The following is a 17,156-nucleotide window of genomic DNA, read 5'->3' on the forward strand; positions in this document are numbered from 1 at the left end:
CGGCTTATTTCGTTCGCTCACTATGACGCTTAAAGTTCTTTTCTGTTAAAGATACGCTACCAATTCCTTGGAGGATACCACGACCGATTAAACCTAAACCCCGTCCCACTATTTTAGTGAGCAAAAAAACAATACCGCTACCTACAATAGATAATAATGATTTTAACCGCGGCGCGATCGCATCTCGAAATTCTAGTACCAGTGTCACTAATAGGGGAATACCAGAAAGCTGGGCTAATTCCTGACCACGGGGGGCATAAATTGCAGTTTTGGCAATCCCACGCGGTGCTAATACAAATAGCTCATAGGTACTTTCAAATATGCTTTTAGGCTCATTGATATACTTGTTTAAACGGTATTTCCATGATAACTCATTGCGGAAGCGTTCTATTTCTCTTGTGGAAATTAAGCGGCGATCATAATAATTCTGTTTAATGTCTTCTACGTCTGCTAAAGAGTTGAGCAATGGTTGCACTACACTATTGGCTACGGAAATCAATAAATTTTCTAAAATTATTAATGCTTGGGATTTCGCTTCAGGTGTACCCCCAGGGTAGGTGGTATTATCAATGTGCAAGTCTGTCTGAAATACTAAATAAGAAAATAACTCTAGTACTAGGGGTATTTTATTGATGATCTCTGTTTGTACCACCCGATAATTTTGCAGCAATAAATTGACAACTTCTATATCTTGGTTACCTACTTGTACGCGATAAAATTTGCCAAAGAAATCTGTAATTACTCCTTGCCATAAATCATATAATATTGTGTCTTTTAAGCTTTCTAATTGAGCGCCGCTTACTTGAGGAACACGCAATTCATCTAGGTTTTGCGCCAGTTTTTGCAGAATTAAATACAGTAGTTCCCGTCTTTTATCTTCCCGAAAAATATCAATTTCTAAAGCCACATCTGTGACATTTTGTAAAGAAAATTGTAATTTATTCACACATACTGCAAATAGATCAGATTGTAGCGATCGCGGGCTAAGTAGAGGCGCTAAAGTAGGTTCTTCTTTTACCTTCAATCTCACATTCTCACTACTGAATACTGGAATTACAGCCGGTTTCTGCTGTTCGGGTTCTCTTTCCTGTGGCGAAACTAATAACCGACTGAGTAACCAACGCGCGGCTAATAGTTCTCGTCTTTTTCCAGCCAGAACAGCTCGATCTATTAACGGGATCCCAGGGATTTGTAATTGCGTCATCACTGCGCCTAAATCTGCTTCAATGTAAGCAACCCCCGACAAATACCATTTTTTTCGCACCCCAGCCAGGGGAAGAGTAGGTGATGGCGTGATGGAATAATCCGCAGTGGAATCAAGGCTTCCCTGTGGAGGAAACCAATAACAACCACCATCTACTACTGCTTCCATAGCAGCGACTAATTCAGAAATAGGAGTACCTTTAGGACAGTAGCCATTAACGCCAGTAGCACGCACGGCTAACAGCAATCCTGGTTCTTGAACAGAACTCAGTAGGAAAATTGGTAGTTTGGGGTATTGGTTTTTGATTTGTTGACACAGTTGTAATCCTTGCTGCTGACTGGAAATAGAGCGACCATTACCTAATTCTAAAACTACCAAGTTCACTTGGTTGGGGTCTTTTTGAGCCAGTTCTGCTAGTATCTGCAAGGCCCTTGTATCTGTTTCTGCTTCCGATATTACTTCGATGTCAGGCACTGTTGACAAAGCTACCCGTAGTCCTAACCGGAATATGGCATCTTTGTCAATTAACAATAATTTTAGGGGTTTATTATTCATAAGATATAGTACGCGGGAAACTCAGTCACAAACCGCGCTGAGATCGGCTGATGATCAAAACCCCCAAGTTTAGCTTTAACTATTGCAGTCCTCCTGAGTATGACATTCTCGTGGGTTAATTGTCACGCCAATTTTGTGGGAATATTGGTGAAAATCACGTTAAAAATTATTCTGGTTTTTGGGGATGGCGGTAACCATAAAAGTTAATACTGTATTCAGTAATCCTGACTCCTGTTTGTTTTTCCACCTCACGGATTAATTCTGCGGGTAGTTCTATATGCACATCCAGCAGTTGATTAGTATCAATACAGTTGACATGACTATGGGAATCACTGATATTACCGTATAAACGCCCGTCACAGCGTTCAACACACTCAATGATGCCCTGACTTGATAGGGCTTCTAAATTTTGATAAACAGAAGTGTGACCAATATCTTTACCCTGCTGGCTGAGACGAGCATAAATTTCTCTAGCAGAAAGGTGTTCATTAGCCTGCCACAGCAATTCTAAAATAAAGCGGCGCTGGCGACTGACGCGCATCCCCAAGAGTTGACACCTATCCAGGGCTTCCTCTAGGGAACGAATTGGTTTGGGAGATATCGAGTGATTTTGCATAGTTAAGTTGGTTAACTATAAGGGTATTTTCCCGATTTTGTCTGGCTCTGGGAATTTACAATTTAATCTGGTGATTGTCCGTTGGTGATTAGGGTTTGTTTGATTACACTCTGCTCTTAAACAAACTCATTACAACTTTAACTTACAATTATAGCAAATGTCCAACCCTAGGCAGGTGTCAAGTTTGCCAAGTTAGACATACACAGGTAAAAAAATAACTGGGTGCAAATAATGTGCCATCACACCCAGCAAAGCTGGTGATTCTCGATCCTACTTTTGAGCATGACGATTACAATTCAAGTCGATACCGACCACGTTAACAATCTAGATATCTCACCTGTCTTGAAGGTGATTACGCAACTACTCGAAGACAAAGGGATGGCATCCTGGGAACAGCAGTTAAGCTTTAATATCCAATATGCCTTATCACCCGGAGATCCCCGGGAACTTTCAGAAATCCCAGAGTTGCGTCTATGGTTTGTCCGTTTAGATGCTAAATATCCCTGGCTACCATTTTTACTAGATTGGAAATCCGGGGAATTAGCCCGTTATACTGCCATGCTTGTACCACACCAATTCAGTGCAAAAGAAGGTATTCAATATAACCCAGAAGCCTTAGAAATATTTCTCATGCACAAAATTTTTATATTAGGTGATTGGCTCAAGGAACAAGGTATCCCCAGCTATCCCCGGTTAAAGTCTATGGCGCAAATGCTGGGTTATGACCTAGATGATGGGTTGTTTGAGATGCTTTGAAAAGCCTACACCTCTCAAGAGGTGTAGGAGGATTTTAGCCGCCCCAAATTTTCTGCAAAACTATTTGGGGTGAAATATCTGCTAATTGTGACGTTGGTGATTTAATCGCCAGAAACTTATCATTTTTGGGCAACACCGATTCTGGATCTGTAGAGCCAAACAGGGCAATAGTATAAGTTTGCACTGCTACACTTAAATGAAGTAGTGGATCATCAGTAGATAACATCAAACTTGCTCCCCCAATCATGGCGGTTAATTTGCCAATGTTATCAGGAGCAGTCAGCTTAATCCCGGTGGTTCTTTCCAGGAGCGATCGCCAAACCTGCTCATTTTCAGAGCCGCGAATCACCACCACAGGCAAATCCGGTTGCTTGTGTTGGCATTCTTGAATGATTTGCTCCCAGTGTTTTAGAGGGTAGAGTTGATCTGAACCTGTGTGAGAGATATCACTAGAACCAGCATGAACTAATATGTAGCCTGTGTCATTGATTCCCAAGCGTTTTTGTTCATTTTGTGACCAGTCAATATCCGGTTTAGGCAGACTCACTGCTAACTCTGGGCAAGGGGTTTTAATCCCAAAGGGTTGCAGCAAATCGTGGTAAACTGCCGCCTTGTACTGGTTGGGTTGGTATGGCACAGAATCAGTCAGAAAACCTGCTCCTTTGCCTTTGTAGCCAACGCGGGTAGGGATTCCAGTTAGCCACAGCAAAAGACCCATTAACCAACTTTCTCCCGGAGTGATCACCGCATCATACTCGCGATCGCGAATCATCCCCACGAAATTACTCCAATCAGCCAGACTATTGCGGTCTGTGTAATCAAAAGTCAGGACATCATTAACTGACTTGCTCACCCGGTAGGCAGCCTTTGACCGGGGTTCCACAACGACATCTAACTGAGCCTTAGGGTAATAACGCCTCAAGTCATCTAGAGTCGGGAAGAAAAGAATTTGGTCGCCAATTCCGCCAGGAACAAGGGCTACTACTCGCATAATATTTATTCACGCGTACTCGCTCTTATTTTAGGTGAATATAGTCATTAGTTATTGATTATTAGTCATTAGTCATTGATGATCAGTTATTAATTGATTGAGGTTTTCTGTGCATTTACTTATTCCAGCCGCTGGAACCGGCAAAAGAATGGGAGGAACCCGCAATAAACTCCTCCTGCAAGTGCGATCGCAACCAATTATTGCTTGGACTCTCAAAGCTGCCGCAGCAGCCAGTGCAATCAAATGGATAGGGATTATTTCTCAACCGGTTGACTGGCCGGACTTCAAGGCAATTGTCGCCGATCTAAACGTGACTAAACCAGTGGAATTTATTCCTGGCGGATCCTCCCGGCAAGAATCAGTTTATAATGGCTTGCAGGCGCTTCCAGACACCGCAGAACACGTATTAATTCACGATGGGGCCAGATGTCTGGTGACACCAGACTTACTCAACTCATGCGCCCAAGCCATCCAAGAATGTTCTGGTTTAATTGCTGCGGTTCCCGTGAAAGATACAATCAAAGTCGTAGATAAGCATGGCATCATTCAAACTACCCCCGACCGTCAGCAATTATGGGCAGCACAAACCCCCCAAGGCTTTAATGTTAACTTATTAAAACAGTGCCACGCTCAAGGCCTTCGTCAAGGTTGGGAAGTCACCGATGATGCTGCTTTATTTGAAAGATGCGGTATTGAAGTCCGAATTGTCCCGGGAGAAGAGACAAACTTGAAAGTGACAACTCCCCAAGATTTGGCCATGGCTGAATTTATCCTCAGCCAACGATAATGGGGTGAACATTCCCCAGTGTCAAGGTGCGGGGATTTTTGATTCAATGACCAACGACTAATGACCAATGACTACAGCAACTAAGATAGAAGCGATTCTGTATTTAAAAGGTAAGCCTTTATCCCTGGGTGAAATCGCTGAGTATGCAGGGTGCGATCGCGCTACAGTCGAAGAGGGAATCATGGAACTAATGGATAATTATGCTCACAGAGATAGCGCCTTAGAAATCCTAGAAACCCCCAATGGTTACAGTTTGCAACTGCGCTCTGATTTTCATGACTTAGTACAAAGGCTGATTCCTGTAGAATTAGGATTAGGTGCATTGCGGACTTTAGCCGCCATCGCTTTGAATAACCCCATACTCCAAACTGATTTAATTGAACTACGAGGTTCAGGAGTATATCAACACGTACCGGAACTGGTGGAACTCGGATTTGTGAGGAAACGGCGAGACAATGATTCTCGCTCCTACTCACTGCAAGTCACACCGAAATTTTATCAGTATTTCCAAATTGAAAACTTGCCCCAAATCTTAGAACAGCAGCCCCCGGAAGAACAACTAGAACTAAACCAGCAAACCCAAACAAGAGAGCCGTGCGGCTGATTGATATCTGTGTGTAGCCAGTTGTGAAGAACCGTCAAGGGATCACCCTAATTTATGATTGTGAGCTATGTCAAACTGTAGAAGTATGTCACACTAGAATCAGCAACTAAGCTTAAATTTGCCAATGGTGTTTGACCCTGACTTTTTGAATGACAATTCCGAGGAAAACTCCAATCAGCTTCTCAATGACCACTTCGACGAAAATCCGAATCAGTTACTCAAATATTTACAACATCAGCCTCCTGAAGTTCTAGCCCGTGTCGCTCAGTCCGTCAGCCCGGAAATTAAACACATAATCTCCCAAAACGTCCAAGGACTAGTGGGAATGCTCCCCCTGGAAAACTTTAACGTGCAAATTACCACAGATAAGGAGAACTTAGCGGGGCTTCTCTCATCGGCCATGATGACAGGATACTTTCTCCGCCAGATGGAGCAAAGGATGCAGTTAGAGAATTTGTCTAATACTTAATTGTCAATCGGGCAATTTTTGCAGACTATCACTTGATGTGGCTTGATTGTATAGTTGATTAGCAATACGCGTAGCAGTTTCAATGGGGATAGCAAAGCCCAAACCTTGAGCATCGGCGCGGATAGCAGTGTTAACACCAATAACCTCACCGTGGGCATTTAACAAAGGACCGCCAGAGTTACCGGGGTTAATGGCTGCATCAGTTTGGATAAAGCTGACTTGCTTATCTGGGACGCCAACTTGAGCGCTGGTGCGCCCCGTAGCGCTGATAATGCCAATAGTGACAGTATTATCTAACCCCAAAGGGTTGCCAATAGCGATCGCCCATTGTCCGGGGATTAATTTTTGTGAATTGCCTAACTTAACCGTAGGCAATTTATTTTCGGCAATTTTCACCACTGCCAGATCTGTAGTCAGATCAACTCCCACTACCCGCCCCTGAAAAGTTCGACCATCTTTGAGAGTGACCTGCACAGTATCTGTATCTGCCACCACATGAGCATTAGTCAGCAATAGGCCATTTTCGCTTAAAATAAATCCCGAACCTGTACCGCGCTCAATGCGTTCTTTGGGAATTGGTTGCTCATCTTCGCCAAAAAATCGACGTAAGAGGGGATTTTTCAAAACATCTGAGATGGGGTTAGCCACTTTGCGGGTAGCATTAATACGTACTACCGCAGGTCCGACTTTTTGTACTGCCGTAGCAATAAAATTCAGGTTATCACCCCCAGTAGTGCCCATGGGTCCCCCCAACCGATGAGGAACCACAGACTCTGAAGGTAAGGGTGCGGTTACATTCCGTAACTCTTGAAAATGGCGGTTATGTGGTACAAGATAACGACTACCGAACACCCCAGCACCGGTACCAATTGTCAGTAAAGATAGATAAATACTTAGCTGTTTTAAGGATAACTTCATAAAACCTTGTCAGATGTGTGGAAACGAGCGCGTCTTTAGACCTGAGATTGTCAATAGGTTTCAACAAAACGTTGCAGTTGCTAACTTCTCAGTGTAGTCAAGCAATGGACAAGTTAACAGATAATTTCACAAATAAAACGACAATAAGCTACAGGGCAATTGGGACATGACAAAATTCTCATAGTCAGGATTTGACTTTTGAGTTTTGCTGTACCTGTCCACAGCCCCATTCCCCCACTAAAATCTAAACTGAGCGATCGCTTGACTTTGATCTTATGACTTTTCCTTATCGTCTAGTTTTGCTGTATAGCCTACTTAGTGCTATGGGTTTAACATCCACCCCTGTAAGCTCAAACACTGCTCATGCAGCCCCCAGTTGCCCAACTCCGGCATTATCTCGCTTCGTGCGCCATCAAGTTAATCGTGGTGAAACTGTGGAGAGCATAGCACAGCGGTACAATCTCACATCGGCAACACTCATCGAAATGAATCCGGATCTGAGAACCGCAAAGCCCAATGTAGGGAGCAATTTGCAAATTCCTCCCTACAATGGCATTGTTGTACAAGTACCTAGGGGTCAAAATTGGCGACAGGTGGCGGAAAAATATGAGGTTCGCGCTGATACCCTGTTTGAAATCAATGGTTGCCAACAAGACCCCAGAATTGTATTTGTTCCCGGGGTAAATGGGTCAGCACCCCGCCCCATAACTGACTCTAATGGGTCTACAGAGCCTATATCTATTAGTGGCTATCCTTTGCAGTCAGTCACAACTGTGATGTTTCCTTATGGCTGGCAGATTCATCCTACCACTGGTGAAGTGTTTTTTCATAGTGGCGTGGACTTGTTAGCTGCTGTAGGTACTCCTGTACAAGCGATCGCTCCGGGAACTATAGTATTTGCTCAACCACAGGGTACTTATGGCCAATTAGTGATCATTAACCATGCCGGCGGTATCCAAAGCCGTTACGGTCATCTTGGTGATATTCAGGTTTCTTTAGGTCAAAAAGTTAATCAAGGCGACTTATTGGGAACCGTAGGCACGACTGGGGAGCCGACTGTCAGGCAACCACACCTGCATTTTGAAATCCGTTCTAATTCCGATTTAGGTTGGGTAGCGAAAGACCCCCAAGGTTATTTGAACAACAGGCCATGAACCTGTTGTTCATCGTCAGACAAATCAATTTTACTGTCCAGAAAGGGTCTAACTGTGGCAATCTGAGATACAGAGACCTTTAATCTGATATTTTAACTACAGTCAATTTACCTCATTAGGTTATGCAAACTCTGCCAAATCTTACAACCGTTGACAATAAAGCAAATCCAGCCATTTTTGATACTAACATTAAGCGGCGTAAAACTCGTCCCGTCAAGGTGGGAAATGTCACCATTGGGGGTAACTACCCAGTAGTAGTGCAGTCGATGATTAACGAGGATACCCTCGATATAGATGGTTCCGTAGCAGCTATTCGTCGTTTACACCAAATTGGTTGTGAAATTGTCCGGGTCACAGTACCCAGTATGGCTCATGCCAAAGTGATGGCGGAGATCAAAAAAAGATTAATTCAAACTTACCAAGACGTGCCAATTGTGGCCGATGTGCATCACAATGGCATGAAAATTGCCTTGGAAGTCGCCAAGCACATTGAAAAAGTACGGATAAATCCGGGATTATATGTGTTTGAGAAACCAAACTCCAATAGAACCGAATATACCAACAGCGAATTTGAAGAAATTGGCGAAAAAATCCGTGAAACTCTAGAACCTTTAGTAGTTTCCCTGCGAGATCAAGGTAAAGCCATGCGAATTGGGGTAAATCATGGTTCGCTGGCGGAAAGGATGCTATTTACCTACGGGGACACCCCAGAAGGCATGGTAGAATCTGCCTTAGAATTTATTCGCATTTGTGAATCCTTAGATTTCCGTAACCTAGTAATTTCCATGAAAGCCTCACGGGTTCCGGTGATGCTAGCCGCCTATCGTCTCATGGCCAAGCGCATGGATGACCTAGGTATGGATTACCCCCTACATTTGGGTGTGACAGAAGCAGGGGATGGCGAATATGGACGGATTAAATCCACCGCGGGCATTGCTACATTACTAAGTGATGGTATTGGCGATACAATTCGCGTATCACTCACAGAAGCACCAGAAAAGGAAATTCCGGTTTGTTACAGCATTCTGCAAGCTTTAGGATTGCGCAAAACAATGGTGGAGTATGTTGCTTGTCCTTCTTGTGGGCGGACTTTATTTAATTTAGAGGAAGTTTTACACCAAGTCCGGGAAGCTACCAAACATTTAACTGGGTTGGACATAGCAGTTATGGGTTGCATTGTCAACGGTCCTGGAGAAATGGCAGATGCCGACTATGGTTATGTTGGTAAAACACCCGGTTACATTTCTTTATATCGTGGTCGAGAAGAAATTAAAAAAGTCCCAGAAACACAAGGTGTAGAGGAATTGATTAACCTGATTAAGGCAGATGGACGTTGGGTAGAACCTTGAACAGGTGGGTATTGGGGAAAATTTCTCCCCTCCTCAATGCCGAGTCGCCCCGGATTGTCAAGTAATTTAATGAAATTAGTAACACATGTCTGGTCTCTACACTGCAACCCTGTGTTAGATTGGGCATACTGACTATACATTCCTCCCTCTGACGCAGCTGTCATTATGGTGATTACAAAAAGTAGACTTGTTTTGGGTGCTACGGCGGTGACGCTTTCCACCATTGCTGTTACTAGCCTTGGCATTCACTCGCGAGGTCAGGCTTTATTTAAAGCAAGTCCCAAAGAATTGGTAGACGAGGTTTGGCAAATTGTCCAACGCCAATATGTAGACGAGACTTTTAATCAAGTTGATTGGCTGGCTGTGCGGCAGGAGTACTTGAGCAAAGAGTACAGTAGTCAGGAAGATGCCTATACATCCATCCGGGAAATGCTCAAACGGCTAGATGATCCCTACACCCGGTTTATGGATCCTCAAGAGTTCAAGAATATGCAAGTGGACACTTCAGGGGAACTGACAGGTATTGGGATCACAATTAGTCAAGATGAAGAAACTAAGCAGATTGTGGTAATTTCCCCCATTGATGATACACCCGCATTTAAGGCCGGCATTTTGGCTAAGGATGTGATTAAGACAATTAATGGTCAAAGTACCGAGGGTATGGATACTAACCAAGCAGTATCCCTAATTCGTGGTGAGCCGGGAACGAAAGTCAATCTGACAATTGAACGGGATGGTAAAGCCAAACAGTTTGAGATCACACGAGCTCGCATTGAAATTCATCCAGTTAAATATTCTAGACAGCAAACTCCTATAGGTAACTTAGGTTACATTCGACTGAATCAGTTCAGCGCCAATGCTAGCGGGGAAATGCAAAGCGCTATTAGGGATTTAGAAAGGCAACGGGTTAACGGATATATTTTAGATCTACGTGGCAACCCCGGCGGTTTACTCTACTCCAGTGTAGAAATTGCTCGCATGTGGCTAGATAGAGGTACGATTGTCTCCACTATTGACCGTGGGGGTGAACAGGAGCGGGAAGTGGCGCGGGGACGTGCTTTAACTGATAAACCTTTGGTGATTTTAGTTGATAAAGGATCGGCCAGTGCCAGTGAAATTCTCTCAGGAGCCTTGCAGGACAATAAACGTGCTGTTTTGGTGGGTTCTCAAACTTTCGGTAAAGGTTTAGTGCAATCAGTGCGTCCTTTAGAAGATGGCTCAGGTTTAGCGGTGACAATTGCTAAATATCATACTCCCAGTGGTAAAGATATTAATAAACATGGGGTGGTTCCCGATGTGACTGTGGAATTATCTGATGAGCAGCGTCAGGAATTGTGGTTGAGACAACGTGAAAAACTGGCTACACTAGCAGACCCTCAATTCGCTAAAGCCGTGGAAGTGTTGGGTAAAGAAATTGCTGCTAGAGGTATGACGAGTTTAGAACCCAAGTAAGTTTGATACTCAAGGGGTGTAGGTTTCAGCACTCTTTGATGAGTGGGAGGAAAAATTGACCAATAAGGTACACTGGCAAGAACGAATTGGCAATCAAAGGGATTGGGTGTGGCGAGGCTGGCAAACTCGTTATACTTACATCCGACCTAGTCAACATTCCCAAAAGACTACACCCTTAATCCTGCTCCATGGTTTTGGTGCTTCCATTGGTCATTGGCGACATAACTTAGAAGTATTAGGGCAACATCATACAGTCTATGCCCTCGATATGCTGGGGTTTGGTGCATCCAAAAAAGCGGCTGCCAATTATAGTATACAACTGTGGGTAGAGCAGGTCTATGAATTTTGGCAAGCATTTATCCGTCAACCAGTCATATTAATCGGTAATTCTAACGGTTCGCTGATTTCCTTAGCTGCAGCGGCAGCCCATCCAGAAATGGTTAAAGGTATAGTCATGATGAGTTTACCTGACCCATCTTTAGAACAAGAAGCTATCCCGCCGGTTATGCGACCTGTGGTCATGGCAGTTAAAAAATTAGTTGCTTCCCCTTTGCTTCTCAAACCTATATTTCACTTGGTGCGTCAACCCGGCTTTGTACGTCGCTGGGCTAGTCTGGCTTACGCCAAACCAGAAGCTATCACCGATGAACTAATAGAAATTTTAGCAGGCCCTCCCCAAGACCGGGGCGCACCTCGTGCTTTTATGGCCTTGTTTAGAGCTGCGATCGCTATTAACTTTAGTCCTAGTGTCAAAGCTATATTACCCAGCATTACAGCACCAATGCTGCTAATTTGGGGACAAAAAGATAGATTTGTGCCCCCCATACTGGCGCAGAGATTTACTCAGTATAACGAGAACCTAGAAGTACTCAACTTAGAAAATGTCGGCCATTGTCCCCATGATGAATGTCCAGAAACAGTCAATCAAGTAATTCTAGATTGGGTTAACAGACACATCTAATTACGTAACTGTGACCTCATCAGTCTTCACAGCTGTCGCACCATGAACCGAACGGGCCACAGCAACCATCTTGTTCAGGATATCCTGACTGGGAACCCGACCTTTTAACACCACAGTAGTACCGGTTTGAGCCACCCAGAGAGTATCAATATCCCCCAGTTGGGAATCTTCATCAAAGGCCAATGCAACACGCTTGGCTAAACCACTCTGGTCGTATTCTCCATTCAAGCCTAAACGTTCTGGGGGAATTGATGTGGTAGTAGAAGGACTTGGCTGTACTTGCTGCGAAGGAGGATTTACTCGTGCGTTTTGGGGTTTCTCTAATCCAAAAATTCTTTTCAACCAACCCATAAGCGGTTTTCTCCCATTGTTGATTAAATACTCTATTCCCATCATCAAAGCATGACAATAATCTACATCTCTCGTTGAAAAGATATTTACTGTTTTGCCCTAACGAAAATGCCGAAAAACCGTGAGGAAGAGGCGCATTGCGCCGTATTTCCTACGTCAGGCAGGGGATGTTCGCCCAGCGTCTCCCCTTGGGAGAAGGCTGTTTAAAGCGTTTACGCCACTGGAACTTGTGATATATTAATATTAACACCGAAAGGTAAACAACCTGTATAAAAACCCAACTGCCTAATGGCAATCTGATGGCGTAGCGTGGGGTCAGCCATACCTTGACAATTGAAGATATGGGGTTCTATGAACCAAGAATCTCCGCGGCTTCAGCCCGGAGAATGTCAAAAAAGATAGAACGGTGAGCAAAATGATTGCCTGAGCCTGTTTTGCGGAATATGAAACATACCCTTTCAGTTTTGGTAGAAGATGAGTCGGGTGTTCTTTCCCGTATCTCCAGTTTATTCGCGCGTCGTGGCTTTAATATAGAAAGCCTCGCCGTTGGTCCAGCAGAGCAAGGAGGAGTTTCTCGGATTACGATGACTGTACCTGGAGACGATCGCGTAATTGAGCAACTCACCAAGCAACTGTATAAGTTAGTGAACGTCCTCAAAGTACAAGACATCACCGAAACTCCTTGTGTAGAGAGAGAGTTAATGCTTCTGAAGGTGAATGCTACTAGCAGCAACCGTGCAGAAGTAGTGGAATTAGCTCATATTTTTCGGGCGCGAGTGGTAGATGTCGCTGAGGATTCTTTAACTCTCGAAGTTGTGGGAGACCCTGGGAAAATGGTGGCCATCGTCCAAGTATTACAAAAATTTGGTCTGAGGGAAATCGCCCGCACTGGTAAAATTTCCCTGACTCGTGAGTCTGGTGTCAATACTGAGTTGCTGAAGTCTTTGGAAGTTAAGGTTTGATTTTACCCGCGCCAGTTGCTAGTCGGGACTTGAGTTCTGACTACCAGCAAACATTTCTATTAAGTTTGATGTCATCAGTAGATCCCCGACTTATCAGACATCCTCTGAGCAGTCGGGTATTTGTCTGATAATATTCACATAGTTATGGCATTGAAAATACTGGACTTTACTAACATATTGCCTAGAATTATATCGGAATATAGTCATCCTATTTGACTTGAGAAATTATCAGTGAGGAAAGGGAACAGGGAACAGGGAACAGGGAACAGAAATTGTTCATTAATCATTTAGGATTGCTATATATTATTAAAAACATAAAATTTTTTAGAGAAATAAAAATAAATGTATATGCTAAAAATATGCCATAATGGCATGACAAGAAGACTAAAAAACTGGTACAAAGTTGATGGTTAACTGCAGTAGTGATCATAAATAAGGTTGCTAAAAAACATGATAATAAACATTACTGAGGTTAATTTTTTAGGCTGATACAGGGATGAGATACTCATTTGATCAAGGAATTAAGTAGGGAAGATTAAACTTTAAATTTACTAATTGCTGGTAGTGGTAATTTTAGTACTTATTTCTCATATTCACAGGATTACAGCTTCCATAAAAGACTTGCATTTATTTTTATCTACCTACTAATATTCTGGTTGTAATTAGAGATTATTGATAAATAAATCATCCATTGTGTAGCCTTGGGCATCCAGGAATATGGGCAATGTAAGGATACCTATCCCACAAAAAAACGAGGATATTTTTAATGGGGAAATCCTGACAGAGAAAATATTTGATATTCCTATGCCAAATCACAAACAGTAAATAATGTTTAACCCTAAATCAGGCATTTACTATTCACCGAGTTTTTATTAGTCATTGAGACTAATGCCGTTTTGGAGGTTAGATAATGACAACAGTATTTTCGCCACAACATCTAGGTGAAAAACTCACTGATACTTTAGGAGAGAAGCTGACAAAACCAGAACTGCAAAGGTGCTGGGCATCTATGGAACTTGTGGAACCGCCAGTAGCACAGCAGTTTTGGCAATCCGCAGAAATGAACCCTGGTATTTACATCATTCTGGGCGGTAAAGTCAGACTATCAGATAGTGCTGATAATTTAATTACCACCCTGTCAGCCTCATGTTCATTTGGTGAAATAACCTTGTTTCCAGAGGAAAACTTGAGTCATTACACCGCCAGAAGCTCACAAAACCTACAACTGGGGTATGTCAGACAAGAGGTATTGCAAGAGTTGATAGACAAATATCCTCAGATGCGCGATCGCCTGTTCTGTCGTGCCCAAATGTGGGATTTACTGATGAGGTGTCGGCAAAACGGAGAATTTCCCACACAACCGGGGCAATTTCAGGCCATGCTCAAAGCCTTAACAGTGTTTGAGCGACACAACCTAGATATTGGCTGTGTAAATACACAATTTCCAGATTCCCAGTTGTGGCTGTTGTATAAAGGTCAACTGCTGGAATCCGAGGGAAACTCCTTAGTACCAGGGCAAATCTCGACTCAACCGAATCAAGGTACATGGCAAGCCATCCAACCAACCATTGCTTATATCCTCAAAAGTTCACAGTGGGAAAAAGCACTAGAACACTGTCCAGAATTAGCTTCCTTTGTCAGTGACCGTGAAGTAGAAACCACTGTTAAGACACAATGGCAAGGGACCTCATCCCCAACAGCCAAGGTGATTCCCTTTCCCCACAGAGAAAAACAGTCACAGAAAAAACCAAATCAAACACTGCCTTACTTTCCCAGCCCCAAAGTGAAAATAGGGCATTGGTGGCAACAGCTGAGTCAACGGTATCCCTTCTATGCCCAACAAAGCGCCTCCGATTGTGGCTGTGCTTGCTTAGTAATGATTGGTAAATATTGGGGTAAACAGTTGAGTGTGAATCGCTTGCGGAATATGACCAATGTCAACCGCAGTGGTGCATCTTTACGGGCTTTAGCAGCAGTAGGGGAAAACCTGGGTTTTGCCACTCGTCCGGTCAAAGCCACCTTTGCTAAATTTGCCGAACAATCTTTACCGGCGATCGCCCATTGGGAAGGTAATCACTTTATAGTTGTTTATAAAATCACCAAAAGTGAGGTAATTGTTGGTGACCCTGCCATTGGTCAACGCACCCTGACCAGAAGCCAATTTAACGCTGGTTGGACTGGTTATGCGTTATTACTGCAACCTACAGAACTGCTGCAAAAAACCAAGGATGAAAACCCGGGCTTCTGGAAGTTCTTTGAGTTAGTTAAACCTCACTCTTGGGTACTGGTAGAAGTGTTCATAGCCAGTGTGCTGATGCAAATATTTGGACTAGTAACGCCGGTATTCACCCAGTTATTACTAGATAGAGTGTTGGTGCAGCGCAGCATTCCCACCTTAAACGCCGTGGGTGTGGGGATGATTGTATTTGGTTTGTTTAGTATTGCCATGAATGCAGTCCGACAATATCTTTTAGACCATACAGCCAATCGGGTGAGCATCTCGCTAGTTGTAGGTTTTATTAAACATACCTTCCGCTTACCCCTGGCTTATTTCGAGTCCCGTTATGTGGGGGATATTATTTCTCGGATTCAAGAAAACCAAAAAATCCAGCGCTTCCTCACGGGTGAGACTCTCTCAATCATCCTGGATATGCTGACACTAGTGATCTATCTAAGCATCATGTTCTGGTATAGCTGGAGTATGACTGTCTTCGTACTATTGACAGTACCGCCATTTTTCATTTTAGCACTGGCTAGCACAAGTATTTTGCGTCGTATTTCCAGAGAAGTGTTCAATGCGGGAGCCAAAGAAAATAGTTATCTTATAGAATCTCTCACAGGTATTCGTACAGTGCGATCCCTAGCCATTGAACAGACAGTACGCTGGCGTTGGGAAGAGTTGCTGCATGATTTGGTGAAAAAAGGCTTTAATGCTCAAGTGGTTGGTAACCGCTTGCAAATTATGAGTGGCGTTATTCAAACCTTTGTGAATGCTTCCTTGATGTGGTTTGGTGCTTGGCAAGTTATTCAAGGGGAACTAACTATGGGGCAATTAGTAGCTTTCAATATGTTAGTGGGTAATGTTTTGAGTCCTTTTCAAAGGCTATCAATGCTGTGGAATGAATTGCAGGAAATTATCATTTCTACAGAACGGATTAACGATGTTTTAGATGCACAACCAGAAGAGGACTTGCAAACTCAAAACCGCCGGCCTTTAGGGATACTGCGCGGGCATATTTGCTTTGAGAATGTTGCCTTTCGTTACCATGCCGAAAGTCAGACTAACGTCCTAGAAAATATTAACTTTGAAATTCAGCCAGAGCAAATGGTGGCTTTGGTGGGGCGCAGTGGTTCGGGAAAAACTACACTCAGCAAGTTAATTTTGGGTTTATATCCACCTACAGATGGCAAGATTCTGATTGACGGATGTGATATTACTAATATTGGAATGCGATCGCTCCGTTCTCAAATAGGTGTAGTAGACCAAGATACCTTTTTATTTGGTGGTACGATTCGAGAAAACATTAGTATTGCTCACCCAGAAGCGACCTTAGAAGAGATTATCGCAGCGGCACAATTAGCTGGCGCGGATGAATTTATTCAGAAGTTACCAATGGGCTATGAATCCCAAATTGGTGAAAGTGGCGGAATGCTTTCCGGTGGACAACGCCAACGCCTAGCTATTGCTCGGGCTTTACTTGGTAACCCCCGGTTATTACTCTTTGATGAAGCCACCAGTCACCTAGACTCGGAATCAGAGCGGATTATTCAGAATAACCTCAAAACCATACTCAAAGGGCGTACCAGTGTGATTATTGCTCATCGCCTGTCCACAGTCCGCAATGCAGATTTAATTTTGGTTTTAGACCGTGGTGTGTTAGTAGAAAGCGGTAGTCATGATCAATTAATTGCCAAAAAAGGACATTACTACTATCTCAATCAACAACAACTAGCTCAAGTAGTTTAAGTTGATCTGGTTTTTGCATTGGACTATACAAAAGGTGCGGAGTCATTAGACATTAGTTAG

General features: G+C 43.4%; 14 protein-coding genes and 1 pseudogene. 10 read left to right on the forward strand and 5 right to left on the reverse strand.

Going from position 1 to position 17,156, the window contains the following annotated elements:
• Positions 1–4 precede the first annotated feature (4 nt).
• The gene (locus tag NWP22_RS09375; RefSeq protein WP_280801776.1) at positions 5–1,759 is read right to left on the reverse strand and encodes a DUF3685 domain-containing protein; all 1,755 of its coding nucleotides are present in this window, start codon (positions 1,757–1,759) and stop codon (positions 5–7) included.
• Between the two features lie 166 nt (positions 1,760–1,925).
• On the reverse strand, positions 1,926–2,375 hold the full coding sequence (locus NWP22_RS09380; protein ID WP_271732491.1) for a Fur family transcriptional regulator: 450 nt from the start codon (positions 2,373–2,375) through the stop codon (positions 1,926–1,928).
• 282 nt (positions 2,376–2,657) lie between these two features.
• On the opposite strand from NWP22_RS09380, the gene NWP22_RS09385 reads away from it, so the two are divergent.
• Entirely contained in the window at positions 2,658–3,131 is a 474-nt protein-coding gene (locus NWP22_RS09385) for a CRR6 family NdhI maturation factor (RefSeq protein ID WP_271732490.1), read from the forward strand.
• A 34-nt stretch (positions 3,132–3,165) separates the two neighbouring features.
• Here the strand turns inward: NWP22_RS09385 and NWP22_RS09390 are convergent, their stop codons facing one another.
• Positions 3,166–4,122 (reverse strand): glycosyltransferase family 9 protein, encoded by a 957-nt coding sequence (locus NWP22_RS09390; protein ID WP_271732489.1) that lies wholly within the window; start codon positions 4,120–4,122, stop codon positions 3,166–3,168.
• A 109-nt stretch (positions 4,123–4,231) separates the two neighbouring features.
• Between NWP22_RS09390 and ispD the strand changes: the two genes are divergently transcribed.
• The 3 genes from ispD (at position 4,232) to NWP22_RS09405 (ending at position 5,982) form a co-directional block, all read left to right on the forward strand.
• Complete coding sequence (gene ispD / locus NWP22_RS09395; RefSeq protein ID WP_271732488.1) at positions 4,232–4,909, forward strand: 2-C-methyl-D-erythritol 4-phosphate cytidylyltransferase; 678 nt, start codon at positions 4,232–4,234, stop codon at positions 4,907–4,909.
• A gap of 67 nt (positions 4,910–4,976) precedes the next feature.
• Positions 4,977–5,513, forward strand: coding sequence for an SMC-Scp complex subunit ScpB (gene scpB / locus NWP22_RS09400; RefSeq protein ID WP_280791550.1), 537 nt, complete (start codon positions 4,977–4,979; stop codon positions 5,511–5,513).
• A 124-nt stretch (positions 5,514–5,637) separates the two neighbouring features.
• A complete protein-coding gene (locus NWP22_RS09405; RefSeq protein WP_271733890.1) occupies positions 5,638–5,982 on the forward strand; it encodes a DUF760 domain-containing protein in 345 nt (114 codons plus the stop codon).
• 42 nt (positions 5,983–6,024) lie between these two features.
• Here the strand turns inward: NWP22_RS09405 and NWP22_RS09410 are convergent.
• Positions 6,025–6,900, reverse strand: a pseudogene (locus NWP22_RS09410) (trypsin-like peptidase domain-containing protein); the annotation flags it as partial.
• Positions 6,901–7,175: 275 nt separating this feature from the next.
• Between NWP22_RS09410 and NWP22_RS09415 the strand changes: the two are divergent.
• The 4 genes from NWP22_RS09415 (at position 7,176) to NWP22_RS09430 (ending at position 11,816) form a co-directional block, all read left to right on the forward strand.
• Positions 7,176–8,054, forward strand: a complete 879-nt coding sequence (locus NWP22_RS09415; RefSeq protein WP_271733891.1) for a peptidoglycan DD-metalloendopeptidase family protein — start codon at positions 7,176–7,178, stop codon at positions 8,052–8,054.
• A gap of 122 nt (positions 8,055–8,176) precedes the next feature.
• A complete protein-coding gene (gene ispG / locus NWP22_RS09420) occupies positions 8,177–9,403 on the forward strand; it encodes a (E)-4-hydroxy-3-methylbut-2-enyl-diphosphate synthase (protein WP_271733892.1) in 1,227 nt (408 codons plus the stop codon).
• A 165-nt stretch (positions 9,404–9,568) separates the two neighbouring features.
• Entirely contained in the window at positions 9,569–10,855 is a 1,287-nt protein-coding gene (gene ctpC, locus NWP22_RS09425; protein ID WP_271733894.1) for a carboxyl-terminal processing protease CtpC, read from the forward strand.
• A gap of 55 nt (positions 10,856–10,910) precedes the next feature.
• Entirely contained in the window at positions 10,911–11,816 is a 906-nt protein-coding gene (locus tag NWP22_RS09430; RefSeq protein WP_271733895.1) for an alpha/beta fold hydrolase, read from the forward strand.
• On the opposite strand, the gene NWP22_RS09435 is transcribed toward NWP22_RS09430, so the two are convergent.
• Positions 11,817–12,167, reverse strand: coding sequence for a BON domain-containing protein (locus tag NWP22_RS09435; protein ID WP_271733896.1), 351 nt, complete (start codon positions 12,165–12,167; stop codon positions 11,817–11,819). It abuts the gene before it with no gap.
• A gap of 443 nt (positions 12,168–12,610) precedes the next feature.
• On the opposite strand from NWP22_RS09435, the gene ilvN reads away from it, so the two are divergent.
• Both ilvN and NWP22_RS09445 read left to right on the forward strand, forming a co-directional pair.
• Complete coding sequence (gene ilvN, locus NWP22_RS09440) at positions 12,611–13,129, forward strand: acetolactate synthase small subunit (protein WP_271733897.1); 519 nt, start codon at positions 12,611–12,613, stop codon at positions 13,127–13,129.
• A 910-nt stretch (positions 13,130–14,039) separates the two neighbouring features.
• Positions 14,040–17,096, forward strand: coding sequence for a peptidase domain-containing ABC transporter (locus NWP22_RS09445; protein ID WP_271733898.1), 3,057 nt, complete (start codon positions 14,040–14,042; stop codon positions 17,094–17,096).
• The last annotated feature ends 60 nt before the right edge of the window (positions 17,097–17,156 follow it).

Origin of the sequence: Anabaenopsis tanganyikae CS-531, assembly GCF_029891675.1 — a bacterium.
Taxonomy (GTDB): domain Bacteria; phylum Cyanobacteriota; class Cyanobacteriia; order Cyanobacteriales; family Nostocaceae; genus Anabaenopsis; species Anabaenopsis arnoldii.

Bases quoted from the DNA above. Each gene is read 5' to 3' on its own strand.
- NWP22_RS09375 (WP_280801776.1), bottom strand. From the start codon at position 1,759: ATGAATAATAAACCCCTAAAATTATTGTTAATTGACAAAGATGCCATA.
- NWP22_RS09380 (WP_271732491.1), bottom strand. From the start codon at position 2,375: ATGCAAAATCACTCGATATCTCCCAAACCAATTCGTTCCCTAGAGGAA.
- NWP22_RS09385 (WP_271732490.1), top strand. From the start codon at position 2,658: ATGACGATTACAATTCAAGTCGATACCGACCACGTTAACAATCTAGAT.
- NWP22_RS09390 (WP_271732489.1), bottom strand. From the start codon at position 4,122: ATGCGAGTAGTAGCCCTTGTTCCTGGCGGAATTGGCGACCAAATTCTT.
- scpB (WP_280791550.1), top strand. From the start codon at position 4,977: ATGACTACAGCAACTAAGATAGAAGCGATTCTGTATTTAAAAGGTAAG.
- NWP22_RS09405 (WP_271733890.1), top strand. From the start codon at position 5,638: ATGGTGTTTGACCCTGACTTTTTGAATGACAATTCCGAGGAAAACTCC.
- NWP22_RS09415 (WP_271733891.1), top strand. From the start codon at position 7,176: ATGACTTTTCCTTATCGTCTAGTTTTGCTGTATAGCCTACTTAGTGCT.
- ispG (WP_271733892.1), top strand. From the start codon at position 8,177: ATGCAAACTCTGCCAAATCTTACAACCGTTGACAATAAAGCAAATCCA.
- ctpC (WP_271733894.1), top strand. From the start codon at position 9,569: ATGGTGATTACAAAAAGTAGACTTGTTTTGGGTGCTACGGCGGTGACG.
- NWP22_RS09435 (WP_271733896.1), bottom strand. From the start codon at position 12,167: ATGGGTTGGTTGAAAAGAATTTTTGGATTAGAGAAACCCCAAAACGCA.
- ilvN (WP_271733897.1), top strand. From the start codon at position 12,611: ATGAAACATACCCTTTCAGTTTTGGTAGAAGATGAGTCGGGTGTTCTT.
- NWP22_RS09445 (WP_271733898.1), top strand. From the start codon at position 14,040: ATGACAACAGTATTTTCGCCACAACATCTAGGTGAAAAACTCACTGAT.